The sequence below is a fragment of the Cupriavidus sp. GW822-FHT02D05 genome (genome assembly GCF_058802485.1).
Genome location: NZ_JBXAOE010000031.1, coordinates 63,361 through 79,971 on the forward strand (window position 1 = coordinate 63,361; position 16,611 = coordinate 79,971).

General features: G+C 65.0%; 14 protein-coding genes. 4 read left to right on the forward strand and 10 right to left on the reverse strand.

Annotated elements, in window-relative coordinates:
* Window positions 1-193 precede the first annotated feature (193 nt).
* Both AC1RQK_RS31910 and AC1RQK_RS31915 read left to right on the forward strand, forming a co-directional pair.
* Complete coding sequence (locus tag AC1RQK_RS31910; RefSeq protein WP_492375917.1) at window positions 194-1,009, forward strand: fused MFS/spermidine synthase; 816 nt, start codon at window positions 194-196, stop codon at window positions 1,007-1,009.
* 124 nt (window positions 1,010-1,133) lie between these two features.
* Window positions 1,134-1,481, forward strand: a complete 348-nt coding sequence (locus AC1RQK_RS31915) for a YkgJ family cysteine cluster protein (protein ID WP_492375916.1) — start codon at window positions 1,134-1,136, stop codon at window positions 1,479-1,481.
* 83 nt (window positions 1,482-1,564) lie between these two features.
* On the opposite strand, the gene AC1RQK_RS31920 is transcribed toward AC1RQK_RS31915, so the two are convergent.
* The 3 genes from AC1RQK_RS31920 to hppD form a co-directional block, all read right to left on the reverse strand.
* Complete coding sequence (locus AC1RQK_RS31920) at window positions 1,565-2,767, reverse strand: amino acid aminotransferase (RefSeq protein ID WP_492375915.1); 1,203 nt, start codon at window positions 2,765-2,767, stop codon at window positions 1,565-1,567.
* A 65-nt stretch (window positions 2,768-2,832) separates the two neighbouring features.
* Window positions 2,833-4,230, reverse strand: coding sequence for an amino acid permease (locus tag AC1RQK_RS31925; protein WP_492813383.1), 1,398 nt, complete (start codon window positions 4,228-4,230; stop codon window positions 2,833-2,835).
* A 158-nt stretch (window positions 4,231-4,388) separates the two neighbouring features.
* Window positions 4,389-5,462, reverse strand: a complete 1,074-nt coding sequence (gene hppD / locus AC1RQK_RS31930; RefSeq protein ID WP_174426710.1) for a 4-hydroxyphenylpyruvate dioxygenase — start codon at window positions 5,460-5,462, stop codon at window positions 4,389-4,391.
* Window positions 5,463-5,697: 235 nt separating this feature from the next.
* Here hppD and AC1RQK_RS31935 point away from each other — a divergent pair, with 235 nt between their 5' ends.
* Window positions 5,698-6,171 (forward strand): Lrp/AsnC family transcriptional regulator, encoded by a 474-nt coding sequence (locus tag AC1RQK_RS31935; RefSeq protein WP_174426711.1) that lies wholly within the window; start codon window positions 5,698-5,700, stop codon window positions 6,169-6,171.
* Window positions 6,172-6,230: 59 nt separating this feature from the next.
* On the opposite strand, the gene AC1RQK_RS31940 is transcribed toward AC1RQK_RS31935, so the two are convergent.
* A complete protein-coding gene (locus AC1RQK_RS31940) occupies window positions 6,231-7,649 on the reverse strand; it encodes an aminotransferase-like domain-containing protein (protein WP_492375913.1) in 1,419 nt (472 codons plus the stop codon).
* A 123-nt stretch (window positions 7,650-7,772) separates the two neighbouring features.
* Between AC1RQK_RS31940 and AC1RQK_RS31945 the strand changes: the two genes are divergently transcribed.
* Complete coding sequence (locus AC1RQK_RS31945; RefSeq protein ID WP_492375912.1) at window positions 7,773-8,339, forward strand: DJ-1/PfpI family protein; 567 nt, start codon at window positions 7,773-7,775, stop codon at window positions 8,337-8,339.
* 19 nt (window positions 8,340-8,358) lie between these two features.
* Here AC1RQK_RS31945 and AC1RQK_RS31950 read toward each other — a convergent pair whose 3' ends face one another.
* From AC1RQK_RS31950 to AC1RQK_RS31975, 6 genes are all read right to left on the reverse strand, one after another.
* A complete protein-coding gene (locus AC1RQK_RS31950; protein ID WP_492375928.1) occupies window positions 8,359-9,588 on the reverse strand; it encodes an MFS transporter in 1,230 nt (409 codons plus the stop codon).
* Between the two features lie 177 nt (window positions 9,589-9,765).
* A complete protein-coding gene (locus AC1RQK_RS31955; RefSeq protein WP_492375911.1) occupies window positions 9,766-10,095 on the reverse strand; it encodes a hypothetical protein in 330 nt (109 codons plus the stop codon).
* Window positions 10,096-10,266: 171 nt separating this feature from the next.
* A complete protein-coding gene (locus AC1RQK_RS31960; protein WP_492375910.1) occupies window positions 10,267-10,512 on the reverse strand; it encodes a hypothetical protein in 246 nt (81 codons plus the stop codon).
* Window positions 10,513-10,643: 131 nt separating this feature from the next.
* A complete protein-coding gene (kce, locus tag AC1RQK_RS31965; protein WP_492375909.1) occupies window positions 10,644-11,567 on the reverse strand; it encodes a 3,5-dioxohexanoate:acetyl-CoA acetone transferase in 924 nt (307 codons plus the stop codon).
* 57 nt (window positions 11,568-11,624) lie between these two features.
* Window positions 11,625-15,086: an indolepyruvate ferredoxin oxidoreductase family protein gene (locus AC1RQK_RS31970; RefSeq protein WP_492813387.1), complete on the reverse strand. Its 3,462-nt coding sequence runs from the start codon at window positions 15,084-15,086 to the stop codon at window positions 11,625-11,627.
* A gap of 126 nt (window positions 15,087-15,212) precedes the next feature.
* Complete coding sequence (locus AC1RQK_RS31975; RefSeq protein ID WP_492375907.1) at window positions 15,213-16,538, reverse strand: OmpP1/FadL family transporter; 1,326 nt, start codon at window positions 16,536-16,538, stop codon at window positions 15,213-15,215.
* Window positions 16,539-16,611: the final 73 nt, after the last annotated feature.

The following is a 16,611-nucleotide window of genomic DNA, read 5'->3' on the forward strand; positions in this document are numbered from 1 at the left end:
CTTTTATGCCCCTCAGGACCAATCCGACGACGCTTTTCCGGCCTGAGGCGGAAATCCGATGGCCTGACGCCTGCAAGTTGCCTAGGGGCCGCTTTTCGTTTGAGGGCGATGTGGTAGACGCGACAATTGAGACGTCATCGCCGCGCTGTTGACTGAGTGACAAATCGAATAACAAGCCTGATCGAGCCCGCAGATGGATCCCAGCCGTACATCGTTTGAAGCCTACTTGAAGTTCCTCTCCGAAGCCCCTGACGACGGCACCCCGACTGTGCTGGAAACCCCGCTTGCACTTTCACTGCATTTCGATGCGCTGGCGACCCAAAGCATCATGTCGCGGCATGACCCCGACAAGCTTGTGCTCGGCTACACACGGACGATGATGGCATTTCTGCTGCTGCAGCCGGCACCCACCAGGATCTCGATGATTGGCCTGGGCGGGGGATCATTGCTCAAGTATTGCTATCGGCATCTTCCGCAGGCAAAGGTTGTTGCCATTGAAATCGATCCGGCAGTGATCGCCTTGCGCGATACGTTTCACATTCCGCCCGACGACGAGCGGCTCGAAGTGGTCTGCGCGGATGGCGCCGAGTACGTCAAGAGTCAGGACGCGCGGCCGGAGGTCATCCTGGTGGATGGCTTTCTCGCCCATGGCATGCCGACACAACTGGGGAACGCCGCCTTCTACGCAGCGTGCCATGCGCGGCTCGCCGACGACGGGGTATTGGTGGCCAACTTCCTCGACAGCGATGCTGATATTCCGTTCTACCTGGAAGAGATCCGTTCGGTGTTCGGCGAGTCATTTTCCATTGCCCTGTCCGAGGACAGTTGCAACTACACGCTGTTCGCGTGGAAGGGGGCGCGGGCGCTTCCCTCCCAGGACGAGCTGCTGACGCGGGCTCGCGCCCTGGAAACCACGCACCCGCTGAATCTGCGATCGGCCGCGCGTCGCCTGAAACAAGGCAAACGGCTCGCGTCGGATCGCATATTCTGGCAAAAGCTCGCGGGCTGAAGGACACGGCCTGAATGGCTATCGCAGCGAGCCGTGAATGTTCCGCACCCGGTGCCTGGGCGTACGCAAGCGGCCACCAGGCCAATCATAGGTACGCAGGCAGGCCAATGAAGAGGGACGCCAAATGATCAGTCAAAAAATCAGGTTCTTCCGCTCACGGATTCCCGCATTCGCGTGCACCCCGGGCTGCCACGACTGCTGTGGGCCGGTGATGACCTCGACGCACGAGATGTCGAGGCTTCCCGTCAAAAGCGATGCCGAGCACGAAGCCGCGCTGACAGACCTCAGTTGCCCTCATCTTGGCAGCCAGGGTTGCCAGGTCTATGCCGAGCGCCCGTTGATCTGCCGCTTGTTCGGCACGACGCCGCGGCTGGCCTGCCCGAATGGGAACCGGCCCGAGGAGATGGTCGATCCGGACATAGATCGCCAGATTCAACGCTTCTTCGTTGAAACACGTCACGTGCTGGTTTGAACTGATTTGAAGCAAACAGCGAGTTCACTGCCCCGCGCGGGCGGGAAGACTAACTGCCGCGCGGGACGTAGTTCAGCCGCCCGTCAGGCCGCGGGCACCAGCACGCTGGCAATCGCTTGTGCCACCTGGGTCACGTTGCGCTCGTTCAACCCGGCCACGCACATGCGTCCCGAACGCAGCAGGTACACGCCGTGCTCCGTGCGCAGGCGGTCCACCTGATCGGCCGTCAGCCCGGTGTAGGTGAACATGCCACGCTGCGTGAGGTAGCGCGACAGCGCCTCGCCACTCACGTGGGCGGCCAGGCCCTTGTGGATGGCCGCGCGCATCTTGGCGATGCGCTCGCACTTGCCCGCCAGCTCGCGCTCCCAGATCGTACGCAGCGCCGGCGTGGTCAACACCCGGGCCACCACCCGGGCGCCATGCGTGGGCGGGTTGCTGTAGTTGGCGCGCACCGCGCCCGTCAGCTGGCCGAGCACCCGGCCGGCTTCTTCGGCGCTGTCGCAAACCACGCTCAGCCCGCCGCAACGCTCGCCGTACAGCGAGAAGTTCTTCGAGAACGAATTCGCCACCAGGCACGGCACGCCCTGGGCCACCAGCTCGCGTACCGCGAAGGCGTCGTCGTCCAGGCCGGCGCCAAAGCCCTGGTAGGCCATATCGACGAAAGGCAGCAGCTCATGCTGCTTGAGCAGCGTGATGAGCTGGCGCCATTGGTCGTGGTTCAGGTCCACGCCGGTGGGGTTGTGGCAGCAGGCGTGCAGCAGCACGATGCTGCGCTTGGGGATCAGGCGCAGCGCGTCCAGCATGGCGTCGAACTTCAGGCCGCCGGTGGCGTCGTCGTAGTACGGGTACGTGTTGACGGTGAAGCCCGTGCGCTCGAAGATCACGCGATGGTTCTCCCAGCTCGGATCGCTGATCCAGACCTGGGCGTCAGGGAAATAACGCTTGAGGAAATCCGCGCCCACGCGCAGCGCGCCGGAACCGCCCAGCGTCTGCACCGTCGCGATGCGCCCCTCGGCGCGCGCCTGGCACGGCTCGCCGAAGACCAGCGCCTGCACGGCGTCGCGGTAGGCCGCAAACCCGGCCATGGGCAGGTAAGGCCGCGGGCCCATGTCGGCCATCAGCTCGGCTTCGGCTTTCGCCACGGCCTGCATCACCGGCAGCCGGCCTTCGTCATCGAAGTAGATGCCGATGCTCAGGTTGACCTTATCGGTCCTGGGATCGAGTTGAAAGCTCTCGTTGAGGGAGAGGATCGGGTCGCCCGGATAGGCATCGATGTGTTCGAACATTGGATACTCTGGCTGGAGTGCTGGGATGGGTCGGAGCCGGCGGCCAGTGGCCGCCAGGGTCATCATTATGCCGATACGCGTTCGGGCAGGGCCGGTTCGGCGCGCTTCTGCTTTTGCCTGAGGCGGTAGCTCAGGCCCAGTACGGCCAGCCATGCCGGAATCAGGTACACCGAGATGCGCAGGCCCGGCGTGAGGTACATCACGTAGAGGATACCCGCCAGGAAGGCCAGGCACACATAATTTGTCAGCGGGTAGCCCAGGCTCTTGAAACGCGTTTCCTGGCCGGCTGCACGCTTGTCGCGGCGGAACTTGAGGTGAATGATGCTGATCATCGCCCAGTTGATGATCAGTGCCGAAACCACCAGCCCCATCAGCAGCTCAAAGGCCTCGCCGGGCATGAAGTAGTTGATCACCACGCAAGCCGCGGTGGCCAGCGCGGAAACACCCAGCGCGGCCAGCGGGATCCCACGCTTGTTGACCTTCAGCAGCGCCTTGGGCGCATTGCCCTGCCTGGCCAGGCCGTACAGCATGCGGCTGTTGCAATACACACCGCTGTTGTAGACCGACAGCGCGGCGGTCAGCACCACGGCGTTCAGCACCGTGGCAACGATCTCGCTGTTCATCGCGTGGAAGATCAGCACGAACGGGCTGCCGCCGGTGACGACCTTCTCCCACGGGTACAGCGAGAGCAACACGCCGAGAGCGCCAACGTAGAAGATCAGGATGCGATAGATCACCTGGTTGGTGGCTTTGGGAATGGTCTTTTCCGGCTCATCCGCTTCTGCCGCGGTAATGCCCACCAGCTCCAGCCCGCCGAACGAGAACATGATCACCGCCATGGCCATGACCAGGCCGGAGATCCCGTTCGGGAAAAAGCCGCCGTGCTGCCACAGGTTGGACACGCTGGCCTGCGGGCCGGCCGTGCCGGACGCCAGCAGGTAGCCGCCGAACACGATCATGCCGACGATGGCCAGCACCTTGACGATGGAGAACCAGAACTCCATTTCGCCGAAGGACTTGACGCTGGTCAGGTTGATGGCGTTGATCAGGAGGAAGAACGCCAGCGCGGAAACCCAGGTGGGCACGTGCGGCCACCAGTACTGGACATAGATGCCCACCGCCGAGAGCTCCGCCATGCTGACCAGGATATACAGCACCCAGTAGTTCCAGCCCGACATGAAGCCCGCGAAGCTGCCGCAGTATTTGTTGGCGAAATGGCTGAAGGAGCCTGCCACGGGTTCGTCGACCACCATTTCGCCGAGCTGGCGCATGATGAAGAACGCGATGATGCCGGCCACCGCGTAGCCGAGCAGGACCGAGGGCCCCGCCATCTTGATGGTCTGGGCAATGCCCAGGAACAGCCCGGTGCCAATCGCGCCACCTAGCGCAATCAGCTGGATGTGCCGGTTTTTCAAGCCACGCTTGAGCGTCGCGTCTGTATTGTCGGAAGCGTTGGGAACCATCTTTGTCTCTCTACCCACTCTTTTGGAATGTCGGCCTGCGCCTCTCGCGTGTCGCGGGCGCTTGGGCTTCGGCCAGGCACCGCCGGCGCGCAGTCATGCTGCTGCGCCGGCGGTGTTGATGCGGTCAGTGCCGGGCGTGCCGGCTTGCCTTGTGGGCCTCAGACCTTGAGCGTGCCGCGCTCGATCTGGTCGCGTTCCAGCGATTCGAACAGCGCCTTGAAGTTGCCTTCGCCAAAGCCTTCGTCGCCCTTGCGCTGGATGAACTCGAAAAACACCGGGCCGAGCGAGGCCTTGGAGAAAATCTGCAGCAGCAGGCGGGGCTTGCCGCCTTCGGTGGTGCCGTCGACCAGGATGCCGCGCGCCTTGAGTTGATCCACAGGCTGGCCGTGGCCGGGCAGGCGCGCTTCCAGGCCGTCGTAGTAGTAGTCGTTGGGTGCCGTCATCAGGGGCACGCCGGCCATCTGCAGGCTGTCGATGACTTCGATCAGGTTGTCCGTCAGGAAGGCGATGTGCTGGATGCCTTCGCCATTGAAGGCCATCAGGAATTCCTCGATCTGGCCGCTGCCCTTGGACGATTCTTCGTTCAGCGGGATGCGGATCTTGCCATCCGGCGCGGTCATGGCCTTCGAGGTCAGGCCGGTGTATTCGCCCTGGATATCGAAGTAGCGGATTTCGCGGAAATTGAAGAGCTTTTCGTAGAAATTAGCCCAGTAAGCCATGCGGCCACGGTAGACGTTGTGCGTCAGGTGGTCGATCAGGCGCAGGCCATGGCCCACCGGATGACGGTCCACGCCTTCGATGAACTCGAAGTCGATGTCGTAGATGGACTTGCCTTCTTCAAAGCGGTCGATCAGGTACAGCGGCGCGCCGCCGATGCCCTTGATCGCCGGCAGGCGCAGCTCCATCGGGCCGGTGGCGATTTCCACCGGCTGCGCGCCGAGTTCCAGCGCGCGGGCATAGGCCTTGTGCGAATCCTTCACGCGGAACGCCATGCCACAGGCGCTGGGGCCGTGCTCGGCGGCAAAGTAGGCAGCCGGGCTGTGCGGCTCGCGGTTGACGATGAAATTAATGTCGCCCTGGCGGTACAGCACCACGTCCTTGGAGCGATGGCGCGCCACCAGCGTGAAGCCCATCTGCTCGAAGATCGGTTCCAGTAGGTTGGGAGTAGGCGAGGCGAATTCCACGAATTCGAAGCCCATCAACTGCATCGGGTTTTCAAACAGATCGGCCATGGTGTGCTCAACGAAAAGTTGGGGGACGAGAGAAATAATATTGCGGCTCCTGCGCGCCAGCGCATCGATGCGCAGTGCCAGGCACGTGCGGAACAGGCTCTCATTTACCCGTCCGCACTGCTAATCTGGAGTTCAGTGTATATTCCGGGCCGCAAAATAGGATTTCGTAATCCACGCAGGCAAACCCTAGATCATGAGATAAAATTTCATGATTCACGGCAGGTAGGAAACAAAAGTGCACAAAGATGAGCTAGACCGCATCGACCGGCGCCTGCTGGGGGCGTTGCAGGAAAATGGGCGCGCGTCCAACCTGGAACTGGCCGAGGCCATCCGCCTGTCGCCAGCCCAGACGCTGCGCCGCCACCGGCGCCTGGAAGAGCTTGGCGTCATCAAGCGCTATGAGGCCCGGCTGGACTCCGCCAGCCTGGGCTTCGGCGTGGTGGCCTTTATCCATGTCACGATGGAGCGCGGCCATATCCGGGACCTGTCGAACTTCAAGGGGTTGGTCGCCGAGCTGGCGCAAATCCAGGAGTGCTTCTCCGTGACCGGCGATATCGACTATGTGCTCAAGGTGGTGGCGCGCGATCTGAAGTCGCTGTCGGACTTCCTGCTCGACACCCTGATGCGCATCCCGGGCGTGAGCGGCGTGAAATCCAGCGTTTGCCTGGACGAGATCAAGTGCACCAGCGCCATGCCGCTGGAGCCTTGAGCCAGGTCCTCTGACTGCTGGATTGCCGAGGCCGCGGGGCAGCCACAGCCAGCGCACGATCAAGCTTGCACCGCCGCGAGCGCGCCGATGCGGTCGAGCGCGGCAAGCAGCTTTGGCGTGGCCGGCTGGGCGCAATTGATCCGGACATGATGCGCGTACCGGCTGGCGTCAGGGCAGAACATGGCACCCGGACCGATGCTGATGCCCTCGCTCGCCGCCGCCTCGCACAGCGCTAGCGCGTTGACATGGGCAGGCAGTTCCACCCACAGCAAGAAACCATCGTCGGGCGCGCGCAGCTTCGTCCCCGCTGGCCAGGCGGCCGCGATGCGGGATGAGAACGTGCGCACCGAGTCCTTGATCCGCTGGCCGTAGCGCCGCAGATGCCGGTCGTAGTCGCCGCTCGAGAACATGTCGGCCAGCGCCGCCTCGAACAGCGGCGATCCGGCCAGGCTCGCCTCGACCCGCGCCTCCAGCACCGCCTCGAAGCGGTGGCCCGGCGCGATCCAGCCGATGCGCCATCCCGGCGCCAACGTCTTCGACACCGACGTGCAATACAGCACATTGCCGGACTCGTCGAACGCCTTGCAAGCCGGCGCCCGCGGCTTGCCGGCCGAGAGATCGCCGTACACGTCATCCTCGATCAGCGGCACCCCGGCATCGTCAAGCAGTTGCACCAGCGTGCGCTTGTCGGCGATGGACATCGTGAAGCCCAGCGGGTTGTTGGCGGTGGGCACCGACACCACGGCGCTAACCCGATGCCGCTGCAGGATCTGCGCCAGCGCCGCCAGGTCCATCCCGGTACGGGGATGGGTGGGCACCTCGATGGCGCGCAGCCCGAGGCTGCGCAGCAGCATCAACGTCCCGAAGTAGCAAGGCGACTCGACCGCGACCACATCGCCCGCTTTGCAGGTCACCTGCAGGGCAAGCCGCATGGCCTGGCTCTGCCCTTGTGTGAGCACCAGTTGATCGGGCGAGATGTGCAGGCCCCAGCGCGCCGCGCGGCGCGCGATCTGGCTGCGCAAGTCGAGGCGGCCCGGTGGCACGCTGTAGGCCAGGCCAGACGCCCCGAGCCTGCGGGCCGCGCCCAGCATGCTGCGCGCCAGCGCCTTGTCCGGCAGCCATGCCGCGCACGGCGATGCGGCCCCCAGCGCAACCGGGCCGGGCGCGCGCACCTGGGCGAATAGCGCATGCACATTGGCGGTCAGCGTCACCGGCCGGGCCGTGGCACCAGGTTGCGGGGCCAGCGGCTCGGCGGGCATGTCCGCGCAAACGTAGAAACCTGACCTTGGCCTGGCCACCACAAGGCCGCTCGCCTCCAGCACCCGCAGCGCGTGTTCCGCCGTTGGCGCGCTAACCTGCTCGATCTCGGCCAGCCGGCGCACCGACGGCATTTTGGCGCCGGGTGCCAGGTCGCCACGGCGGATGGCCGCGCGCAGCCGGTTGGCGATCACCTGGTAGTTCGGAGGGCTGTCCGCCATCTCTATCTGCTATCTGTATAGCTATGAAAATTGATTGATTGACTATACAGCCAAGTCGCGAGCGCGGTGAGAATCCCGTCTCCGAAGCGGACATTCCCTTCATTGATCCAATAGGAGAACCCGATGAACATTGCCATGCTGGCTTACGATGGCTTCACCGACGTCGATCTGTTCCTGCCCTGGGACCTGCTCAACCGGGTCCAGGACCCAGCCTATGTCGGCTACGCCAAGCCTTGGTCGGTGCGGATCTGCGCAGACACGCCGCAGGTGACCTCCAACACCGGCATCACCATCACGCCGCATGGCGGCTTGAGCGAGCTTGCCAAGGCCGATGCTGTGTTCATTGTCAGCGGCCCCGGGTCGCGGGCCAAGCTCAACGATCAAGGCTTCATGGGGCAGCTCAAGCTGGATCCGGCCAGGCAGGTGATTGGCGCGATCGACTCGGGTGTACTGTTTCTCGCCCGCCTGGGGCTGCTCGATGGCCTGAGCGCGACCACCTACCCGGGCGTGTTCGAAGAGCTCGAGGCCATGGGCGTGAAGACCGAGCATCGTCCGCTCGTGGTGCACGGCCAGATCGCCACGGCGGGTGGATGCCTGGCGACGCAGGATCTGGCGGGCTGGATGGTCTCGCGGCTGCTTGGCCAGGATATTGCTGACAGCATGCTGGAGATGATCGCCAAGGTCGAGTGACGAACCGAGGCCGCGGGGCTTAGCGCTTGATCACGGACGGGCTGGATGGGCTGAAGAAATACGGCGCCACGGCAAGCGCCACTACCGCGGCAGCCGTGAGGAAGATCGTCGAATAGGTCTTCGCCACCGGCCAGTGCCGGGCATCGCCCATGCTGGCGATCAGGCCGAATCCCCACGACGTCAGCGCCGAGCCCAGGAACACAAAGGTGTTGAGCACGCCAAGCCCGCGCCCGCGCGAAGACGGCGGCACCAGGCCGCGCCCCTGCGCCATGACCAGCGGATGCAGCATGCCGATGGTCGACAGCAAGGCCATCAGCCCCACACCGGAGACGATGCCATGCGTGGGCCAGAGGCTCAGCAGGATGGCGCCCGACATCGCAAAGCAGGACCATCCCGCGATGGTGGTCTTGAGCGAGCTGCGCCGGACCAGCACGGGCAGGAAGAACGCCGTCAAGAACCCGCTCACGCTCAGCAGCGTCAGCGCGATGCCCCGCGAGCCGGAATCCAAGCCGTACACGCTGGCCAGGTAAGGGCCGCTCCATGCGTTGCGGAACGCCGTGCCTGCCGCCATGGCCACGCACATCGGGATCAGGGTCCACAAGGGGACGATGGCCAGCAGCTTCGCGCTTTGCGAGAGCATGGCGCCCAGCGGCACACCACGCGCCTGGGCATGGCCATCATCCCGCACGAAGCGCCAGACACCGTAGCAGGCCACCACCATGCACAACGCCGCGGCGGACATCGCCACGCGCCAGCCGAGCAGATGCATGGCCCATCCGAGCGGCGCCGTGGCGCACAGCGCGCCGATCATGCCGGTGGCATTGGACTGGCTGACGACCCGCGTGTAGTTTTTCTCGGAAAGTTGCTCGGAAGCAAAATGCAGCAGCCCCATGAAGACCGGCGCGCAAGCCAGCCCCAGCCCGGCCTGCGCCAGCATGGCGACGGTACCGTTCGGCGCCAGCGAGAACATCACGGCGGACACCGCGCCAATGGCCAGCAGCAACGACGTCGGCTTGCCCACGCCATACCGGTCGAACGCGATCCCCACGGGAATCTGCGCAACCGCGAATGCCAGGAAGAAGGAGGAAGACAAGGTGCCGAAGCCCGCCGCCGACAGGCCGAAGTCGTGCTGGAGCTCCGGCGCCATCACCGCCAGGCAGCTGCGATAGAACTGGCTCAGCGCGAACGCGAAGGTCAGCAGGAAGATGCCCCTGCGCGCGCGCCGCGCCAGAGTCGCGGCGTCAGCCACGGAGGTGAGCTCGCGATCATGCGCAGCGCTGGCCGGATTGTTCAACTTGATGTCTCTTCTCGTAGTAGGGCTGCCTTTTACCAGGCTTGTCCCGCAACTTGCCGGAGCATTCGGGATGCAGGACCGGTATTTTACGCCCGCTCCCGCTGGCCTGCTCCGGCCGGCCTCTCGCCCGCGTTATGCCCCGGCGGTGAACAGCGCAAATGAGGCAATGATCGCGATCAGAAGGATCGGGAACGCCCAATACTGCATGGGAATCCAGAACAGCGTATGGCGCTTGCGCAGTTCCACGGATTCCTGCGTGTTGGGATCGACCAGGATGCGGCCCGGACGCGAATTGAGGCGTTTGCCAAGATAGAAGACTGCCGCGGCCGACAGGATCAGCGATAGCACGATGGTCGCGATATTGGAGAGATTCACCAGCGCGCCTAGCAGGCTCATGACAAGCAGGACGGCAAGGGGCAAGATGACAACGAGAAAACCTAAACCTTGCCAGATCAGAAACATGGAACACTCCCGGGTATGGATATCAAGCGGATATAAAAAAAACGAATGCCCCGGATCCGGGGCATTGACGACGAATTATATCCATGCGCCGGATTAATCACAAACCAGAATCCGGGGCCGCCTCGTTATGTCGGGGGCCTGGTCACAACAAGAGCCATCAACAAGCGCGGCTTAGCGCGCCAGCAACTGCTTGGTCTGGTCCGTCAGCGCCTTGAGCCCTTTCTCCACGATCTCGCGCCAGTCGTCCCCGGTCACCATCTGCTTGGACTCGGACACCTCGGTCTTCAGCACCTGCTTGTCCTTGATGCCACCCACATTGCCCTGAAGCTCGACTTCCGATTTCTGGTTGGTCGTGATCGCCCAGAACCCCGGCTTGATCCACGCCCAGCCAGCGTCAGTTGGAAAGAAAAGATCCAAGCCTGGCCGCAATGAGGAAGATGGCAAAGGCGCGGCACGCCGCGCCATTTCCCCTGTATCAGCAACGCAGGCTCAAGTAATGTATCGACAACTTTTTCTGAACCTTTAGCGGTGCGTGACGCCTCCCCTCTTCAAAACCCAACGTTGTCACGCCCCTTCAGCTTCAGCAAATTCCGCGCCTCTTCCGGCGTGGCAACCTCAAGCGACAAGGCTTCGATGATGCTGCGCACCCGCAGCACCTGCGCGGCATTGCTGTTGGCGAGCTTTCCCGGGCCATCCCATAGCGAATCCTCAAGGCCAACGCGCACATGGCCGCCGACCGATGCGCTGATCGCCGCCGCCGGCATCTGGCTGCGCCCTGCCCCCAGCACCGACCAGACATAGTCCTTGCCGAACAGCCGGTCCGCCGTGCGGCGCATATGCATGAGGTCTTCCACATGCGCGCCGATGCCGCCGCGCAGCCCGAGCACCGACTGAATCAGCAGCGGTGGCGTCAAGAGCGCGCGATCCAGGAAATGGGCTGCCGTGTACAAGTGGCCGATGTCATAGCACTCGATCTCGAAGCGGGTCTGGTTTGCGCTGCAGGACTGCAGGATATAGGCGATGTCCTTGAACGTATTCCTGAAGATGCCGTCGTAGCTGCGCTCCAGGTAGGGGCGCTCCCAATCGTGCTTGAGGTCTTTAAAGCGGTCCAGCAGTTCATAAAGGCCGAAGTTCATCGTGCCCATGTTCAGCGATGCCACTTCGGGGCTTAGCTGCAGCGCGGGCTGCAGGCGCTCCTCCACGCTCATGGTGGGCGCGCCGCCCGTGGTCAGGTTGATCACCACGTCGCACGCCCCCTTGATGGCGGGCACGAACCGGCGAAACAGCGCCGGGTCCTGCGAAGGGCGTCCATCCCCGGAGTCGCGCGCGTGGAGATGCACGATGGCGGCGCCGGCCTGCGCGGCGCCGATCGCGCTCGCGGCGATCTCATCAGGCGTGAGCGGCAGATAGGGCGACATGGACGGGGTGTGGATCGACCCGGTGATGGCGCAGGTAATGATGACTTTGTTCATGGCGACGTCTTTGTCTGGGTAGGTGGTGCTGCGGCATGCATTGCATGCCGCAGCCCGTCAGTGTTCCGGGCGCGAGCCGGCCGGCGCATCCCGGGCCGTGGCGCGCCTTGCGAATCCGGCGCGCGCCTGGCGCTCGCGGACATGCCCGTAGCCACGCACACTGGCAGGCCAGGAGAGCAGTTCCCGCAGGCGTGCCTCGGGCCATTGCGCTGCCGCGTGCCCGATGTCATCCAGATCCTCTTCGTAGGCATCGCGCACACGGCGATTGAGCTGCGCTTCCACGCCACGGGCAAAGGGATCGAGCCAGCTGCCGCGCAGGAAGCGCACGCCAGCCAGCAGGCGCATGGCGGGCCGGATCCAGCTGCCAACCGCCGTCTTGCTGATCTTGCCGGTGACGTTGTCTAGCTTGCCGAACGGGCCGCCCGCCAGATGGAACCTGACCTGGAACTCGCCTTCGAACGCCTCGTTCAGGGACTGCAGGAAGGCCGGGCGCGAATACAAGCGCGCCACCTCGAACTCGTCCTTGACCGCCAGCACGCGGAAATACTGCGTCGCCACCTGCCGGACCAGGGCGTCGGCATCGCTTCGGCCTGCCAGCATGCGCCGCACCGATTCCATCCGCTGGCGGTAGCGATCCGCCAGCGCGGTGTTTTGATAATCGACAAGGCGCCGTGCCCTGTCATCGATCAGCGCCGCCAGGGATCCCCCGGCGTTCATCGTCAGCTGAACGACCTGCGCGGGCGCCATCAGGCGGCGCACCGCCGCGTTGTCATGCGCGAGCCAGCGGCCCAGCGCGAACGCCTTCAGGTTGGTGTCGGTCGATACGCCATTGAGCTGTATCGCCTTTTCCATCGCTGCCCGCCGCACGGGGATCGCACCTTGCTGCCAGGCATAGCCCAGCAGCAACATGTTCGACAGGATCGCGTCGCCCAGCAGATGCTGCGCAAGCAGCGTCACGTCGATGCACTCGGCGCGCCCGCCCAGCGCTTCGTTCAGGCGGTGCTTGAGCCCGGCCTCATCGACGGCCCAGTCGGGCTGGCTGGTGAAGTCGCTGGTGGGAACCACCTCCGTGTTGACAAAGGCGCGCGCCAGCCCGGGACGCAGCCTGGACAGCGCGTCCGCGCCGGCCGCGACGATCAGGTCGCAGCCCAGCAGCACGTCGGCTTCGCCGGTGCCGATGCGCGCGGCGTGCAGCATGGCGGCGCTCGGGGCAATGCGGATATGAGAGCCCACCGCGCCGTACTTCTGGGACAGCCCGGTGACATCCAGCGAGCTCCCGGCCCTGCCGTCCAGGTGCGCCGCCATGGTCAGTACGCCGCCAATCGTCACCACGCCGGTGCCGCCGATGCCCGCGACGAGGATCGCCATGGGCTCGAAATCGCCCGGGATGATGGCGTCGGGCAACGCGGGAATCTTGAAGCCCGCCGCCGCCGCGCCTTGCGGCCGGCGCGGCTTTGCTCCCTGCAACGTGACAAAGCTCGGGCAGAAGCCGCGCACGCACGACATGTCCTTGTTGCAGGACGACTGGTTGATCTTGCGCTTGCGGCCCAGCGCCGTCTCAAGCGGCTCGATGGCGAGGCAGCCGGACTGATCGCCGCAATCGCCGCACCCCTCGCACACCTCGGGATCGATATAGGTGCGCACCTGCGGGTCGGGCAGCTTGCCGCGCTTGCGCAAACGGCGTGCCTCGGTGGCGCAGGCCTGGTCGTAGATCAGCACCGACAGCCCGGGATACGCGCGCAGCTCGATCTGCACTGTCTCCAGCGCCGCCCGGTCGTACACCGGCACGCCCAGCGTGGCCCGGCGCGGCGCATCGTATGCCGTCACGTCGTCGGTGACCACGACCAGCTTCTTGATCCCCTCCGCCCGCAGCTGGGCCACGGCCTTGTCGACGCTAAGCTCGCCATCCACGGGCTGGCCGCCGGTCATGGAGACAAAGCCGTTGAACAACAGCTTGTAGGTCATCCGCAGATTGGCCGCAAGCGCCTGGCGGATGGCCAGGTAGCCGGAATGGAAATAGGTCCCGTCGCCCATGTTGGCAAAGACATGGGGCTCGCTGGTAAACGGCGACTGCCCCATCCACATCATCCCCTCGCCACCCATGTGCGAGACGGTGTGTGTCTTCTTCGGGTCATTGAGCATGGCGATCGTATGGCAGCCGATGCCCGCCAGTGCCCGGCTGCCATCCGGCAAGCGGGTCGATGTATTGTGCGGGCAGCCCGCGCAAAAGCTCGGGCGGCGCAGCGGCACGGCTTGTCGCGGCTGGTCCACCGCAACGGCATCCGGGGCCGCGGTCTCAAGCCCCAGCAAGCGCTGGATGGCCTCGGCGATCTGCAGCACGCTCAGCTCATTGCAGATAGGCAGCACCGGCGCGCCTCGGGAGGCCGACCATTCCGGCGCGCCTTCGAACTTGCCGCGCACCACCGGCGGCTGCGCCATGCGCGCATCGAAGAGGATGGACTTAAGTTGCGACTCGAGCAGCGGGCGCTTTTCCTCGATCACCAGGATGGTGTCGAGCCCGTGCGCGAAGGCGCGCACGATCTCGTCCTCCAGCGGCCACACCATGCCGATCTTCAGCACCCGCAGCGCGGCGCCGCGCGCATCGCTGGCGTCGATGCCAAGGCGTTGCAACGCCTGCATGGTGTCGGCGTAGGACTTGCCGGCGGTGACGATCCCGACCCTGGCGCTCGTGCCAGGCCACACCAGGCGGTTGAGCCCGGCCGCCCGCGCGAACTGCACCGCCGCCGGCAGCTTGTGCACGTACAAGCGCTCCTCCGCCGCCGGCGCCATTTCGAAGGCGCGGATATGCAAGGGCCCGTTGGCGTCAGGCAACGCCTCCAACGGCTCGTGCTGCCCCACGTCGACTTCGCCGGCGGACTCCACCACGTCGGTCACCAGCTTCATGCCAACCCAGCATCCGGTGCGCCGCGACATCTCGATGCCACGCAGGCCGAAGTCGATGATGTCCTGCACGTTAGCCGGATACAGCACCGGTATGCCCGCCGCGATCAGCGAGAAATCCGACTGGTGGGCGGTGGTCGACGACTTGGCGCTATGGTCGTCTCCCGCCAGCACCAGCACGCCGCCGGCTGCGCTGGTGCCGGCCAGGTTGCCGTGCTTGAGCGGGTCGCCGCTGCGATCCACGCCCGGCCCCTTGCCGTACCAGATGCCAAACACGCCATCCACCGTGGCGCCGGCAAAGGTACCGACGTACTGCGTGCCCCACACCGCGGTGGCGGCCAGGTCCTCGTTGACGCCGGGCTGGAAGCGCACGTTCGCGGCCTGCAACAACGGCTGGATGCGCCACAGCTCCATGTCCAGCCGGCCCAGCGGCGAGCCACGGTAGCCGGAGATAAAGCCTCCGGTGTTCTTGCCGAACCGGGCATCGATGCGGCGCTGGTCCAGCGCGATGCGCAGGATCGCCTGGTTGCCGGTGAGGAACACCTTGCCGGCCGGCTGCTCGAACCGGTCGTCCAGGCGGGGCGGCTGCAATGCCGCTGGCTCCGTCCGCGTGTTCATGCCGTACCGCCGCTATGTACGATTGCAGGGGCGGTTGCTAGCCGGTTGCCGCGAGAGCGCGGAAGAAGACAAGCCGTCATCGAAACAAACTCCGTGATGAATGAACAGAAAAAGCGCCGGGGGCAATCAGAAGCGCTGCGAGTACTGCACGCCAATGCTTTGCTGCCGCGTTGCCAGGGTCTCCTGGCCCGAGACCGTGGCGTTGCCCGAGAGCTGCGTGGCCACGGCCGACCCCAGCGCCGAGCTGCCCGAGGTGGTGTGGCCCGGCGACAGGGAGTAGAAGACCGACCAGGTGGCATTGGCGGCGGTCGCATAGCCCAGCCCGAGCGTGTAGTGCCGGCGGAACGTGGCCGGCGAGGTGACGTTGTTGGCCGTATCCACATCCGCGTAGGCCGCGCTGTTCAAGGAGACGCCGCCCGACACGTGCCAGGCCGGCGTTACCTGGTAGCGCACGCCGAGCTTGAAGACATTCATGTCCTTCCAGCCGTTGCCCGGGCCACCGCTGCTGCCGCGCAAGGCGGTGCCATCGAACGCGCGATTGCCAAGGCCCGACGTGCCCGAGTAGTTGATGCGCTGGTAGTCGAACAGGAAGGAGAGATCCTGCCTCGGCGACCATTGCATGCCGAGCAGCAGGTTCTCCGGGATATCCAGGCGGCCCTGATCCGCCAGCAAGCCCTCGTACTCCTTGAGCCGCCCCATGCGGATGCGGGGCGAGTACGCCGCGCCAAAGCTCAGCGCATCGCTGGCGCGCCAATAGGACCCAACCCGCATGCCGATGCCAAACGACGACGCCGTGCCCTGGTTGGTCAGGTGGTTCGGCGCCGCCGACTGCGGCGCAAGTGCCTGCAGGCCCTCCGCGCTGAAAAGCTGCCCCGCGATCAGCAGCGAGAAGCCCACCGAGAACGACTCGGAGACCTTGGCGGAGACCGTCGGCGCCATCGTCAGCTGCTTGATCGTGGTGGCAGCCCTGCCGCTGCCGCATAGCAAGTTGCCACGATAGGTGGTGCCGGCCGGTGCCGGCGACGGCGCCAGGCAGGTGGTGGTGTTGCCCTCGAAGTACGTGCCAGCGCCATTGCTGTAGCCGACAAGACTCAGCGACAGGTCCGGATTGATCATGCGGCTGTACGCGATATCGGCCAGCGGCACCCAGCGGCTCTCGCTGTCCGTGCGCGTGTCGAGCACCCCGCCCACTGGCGCCGGCAGGCCCGCTGCGCGGCTCATGCTGGTCCTGCCGTTGATCGCGATCAGGTTGCCGTCGAAGCGGTTGCCGGCCCAGACGGTGGTGGCGGGGTTGCTCGCGCCGCCGAACGCATCCCGCGTCGACGCCGCCGCGGCGCCGGCCACGCCGCGCGCTTCGGCGCCGTAGCCGATCTGGAAGTAGCCGTTGTCGGCCAACGCAAGCGCGGGGCACAGTGCTGCCGCGGATGTGACGATCCACTGTCTTGAATTCACTGCTGTCTCCATTGTCGTTGTGATCAAAGCGGGATCGTCTTTGCGCTCCTCGCAGTAAATTTTTGGGAGGATT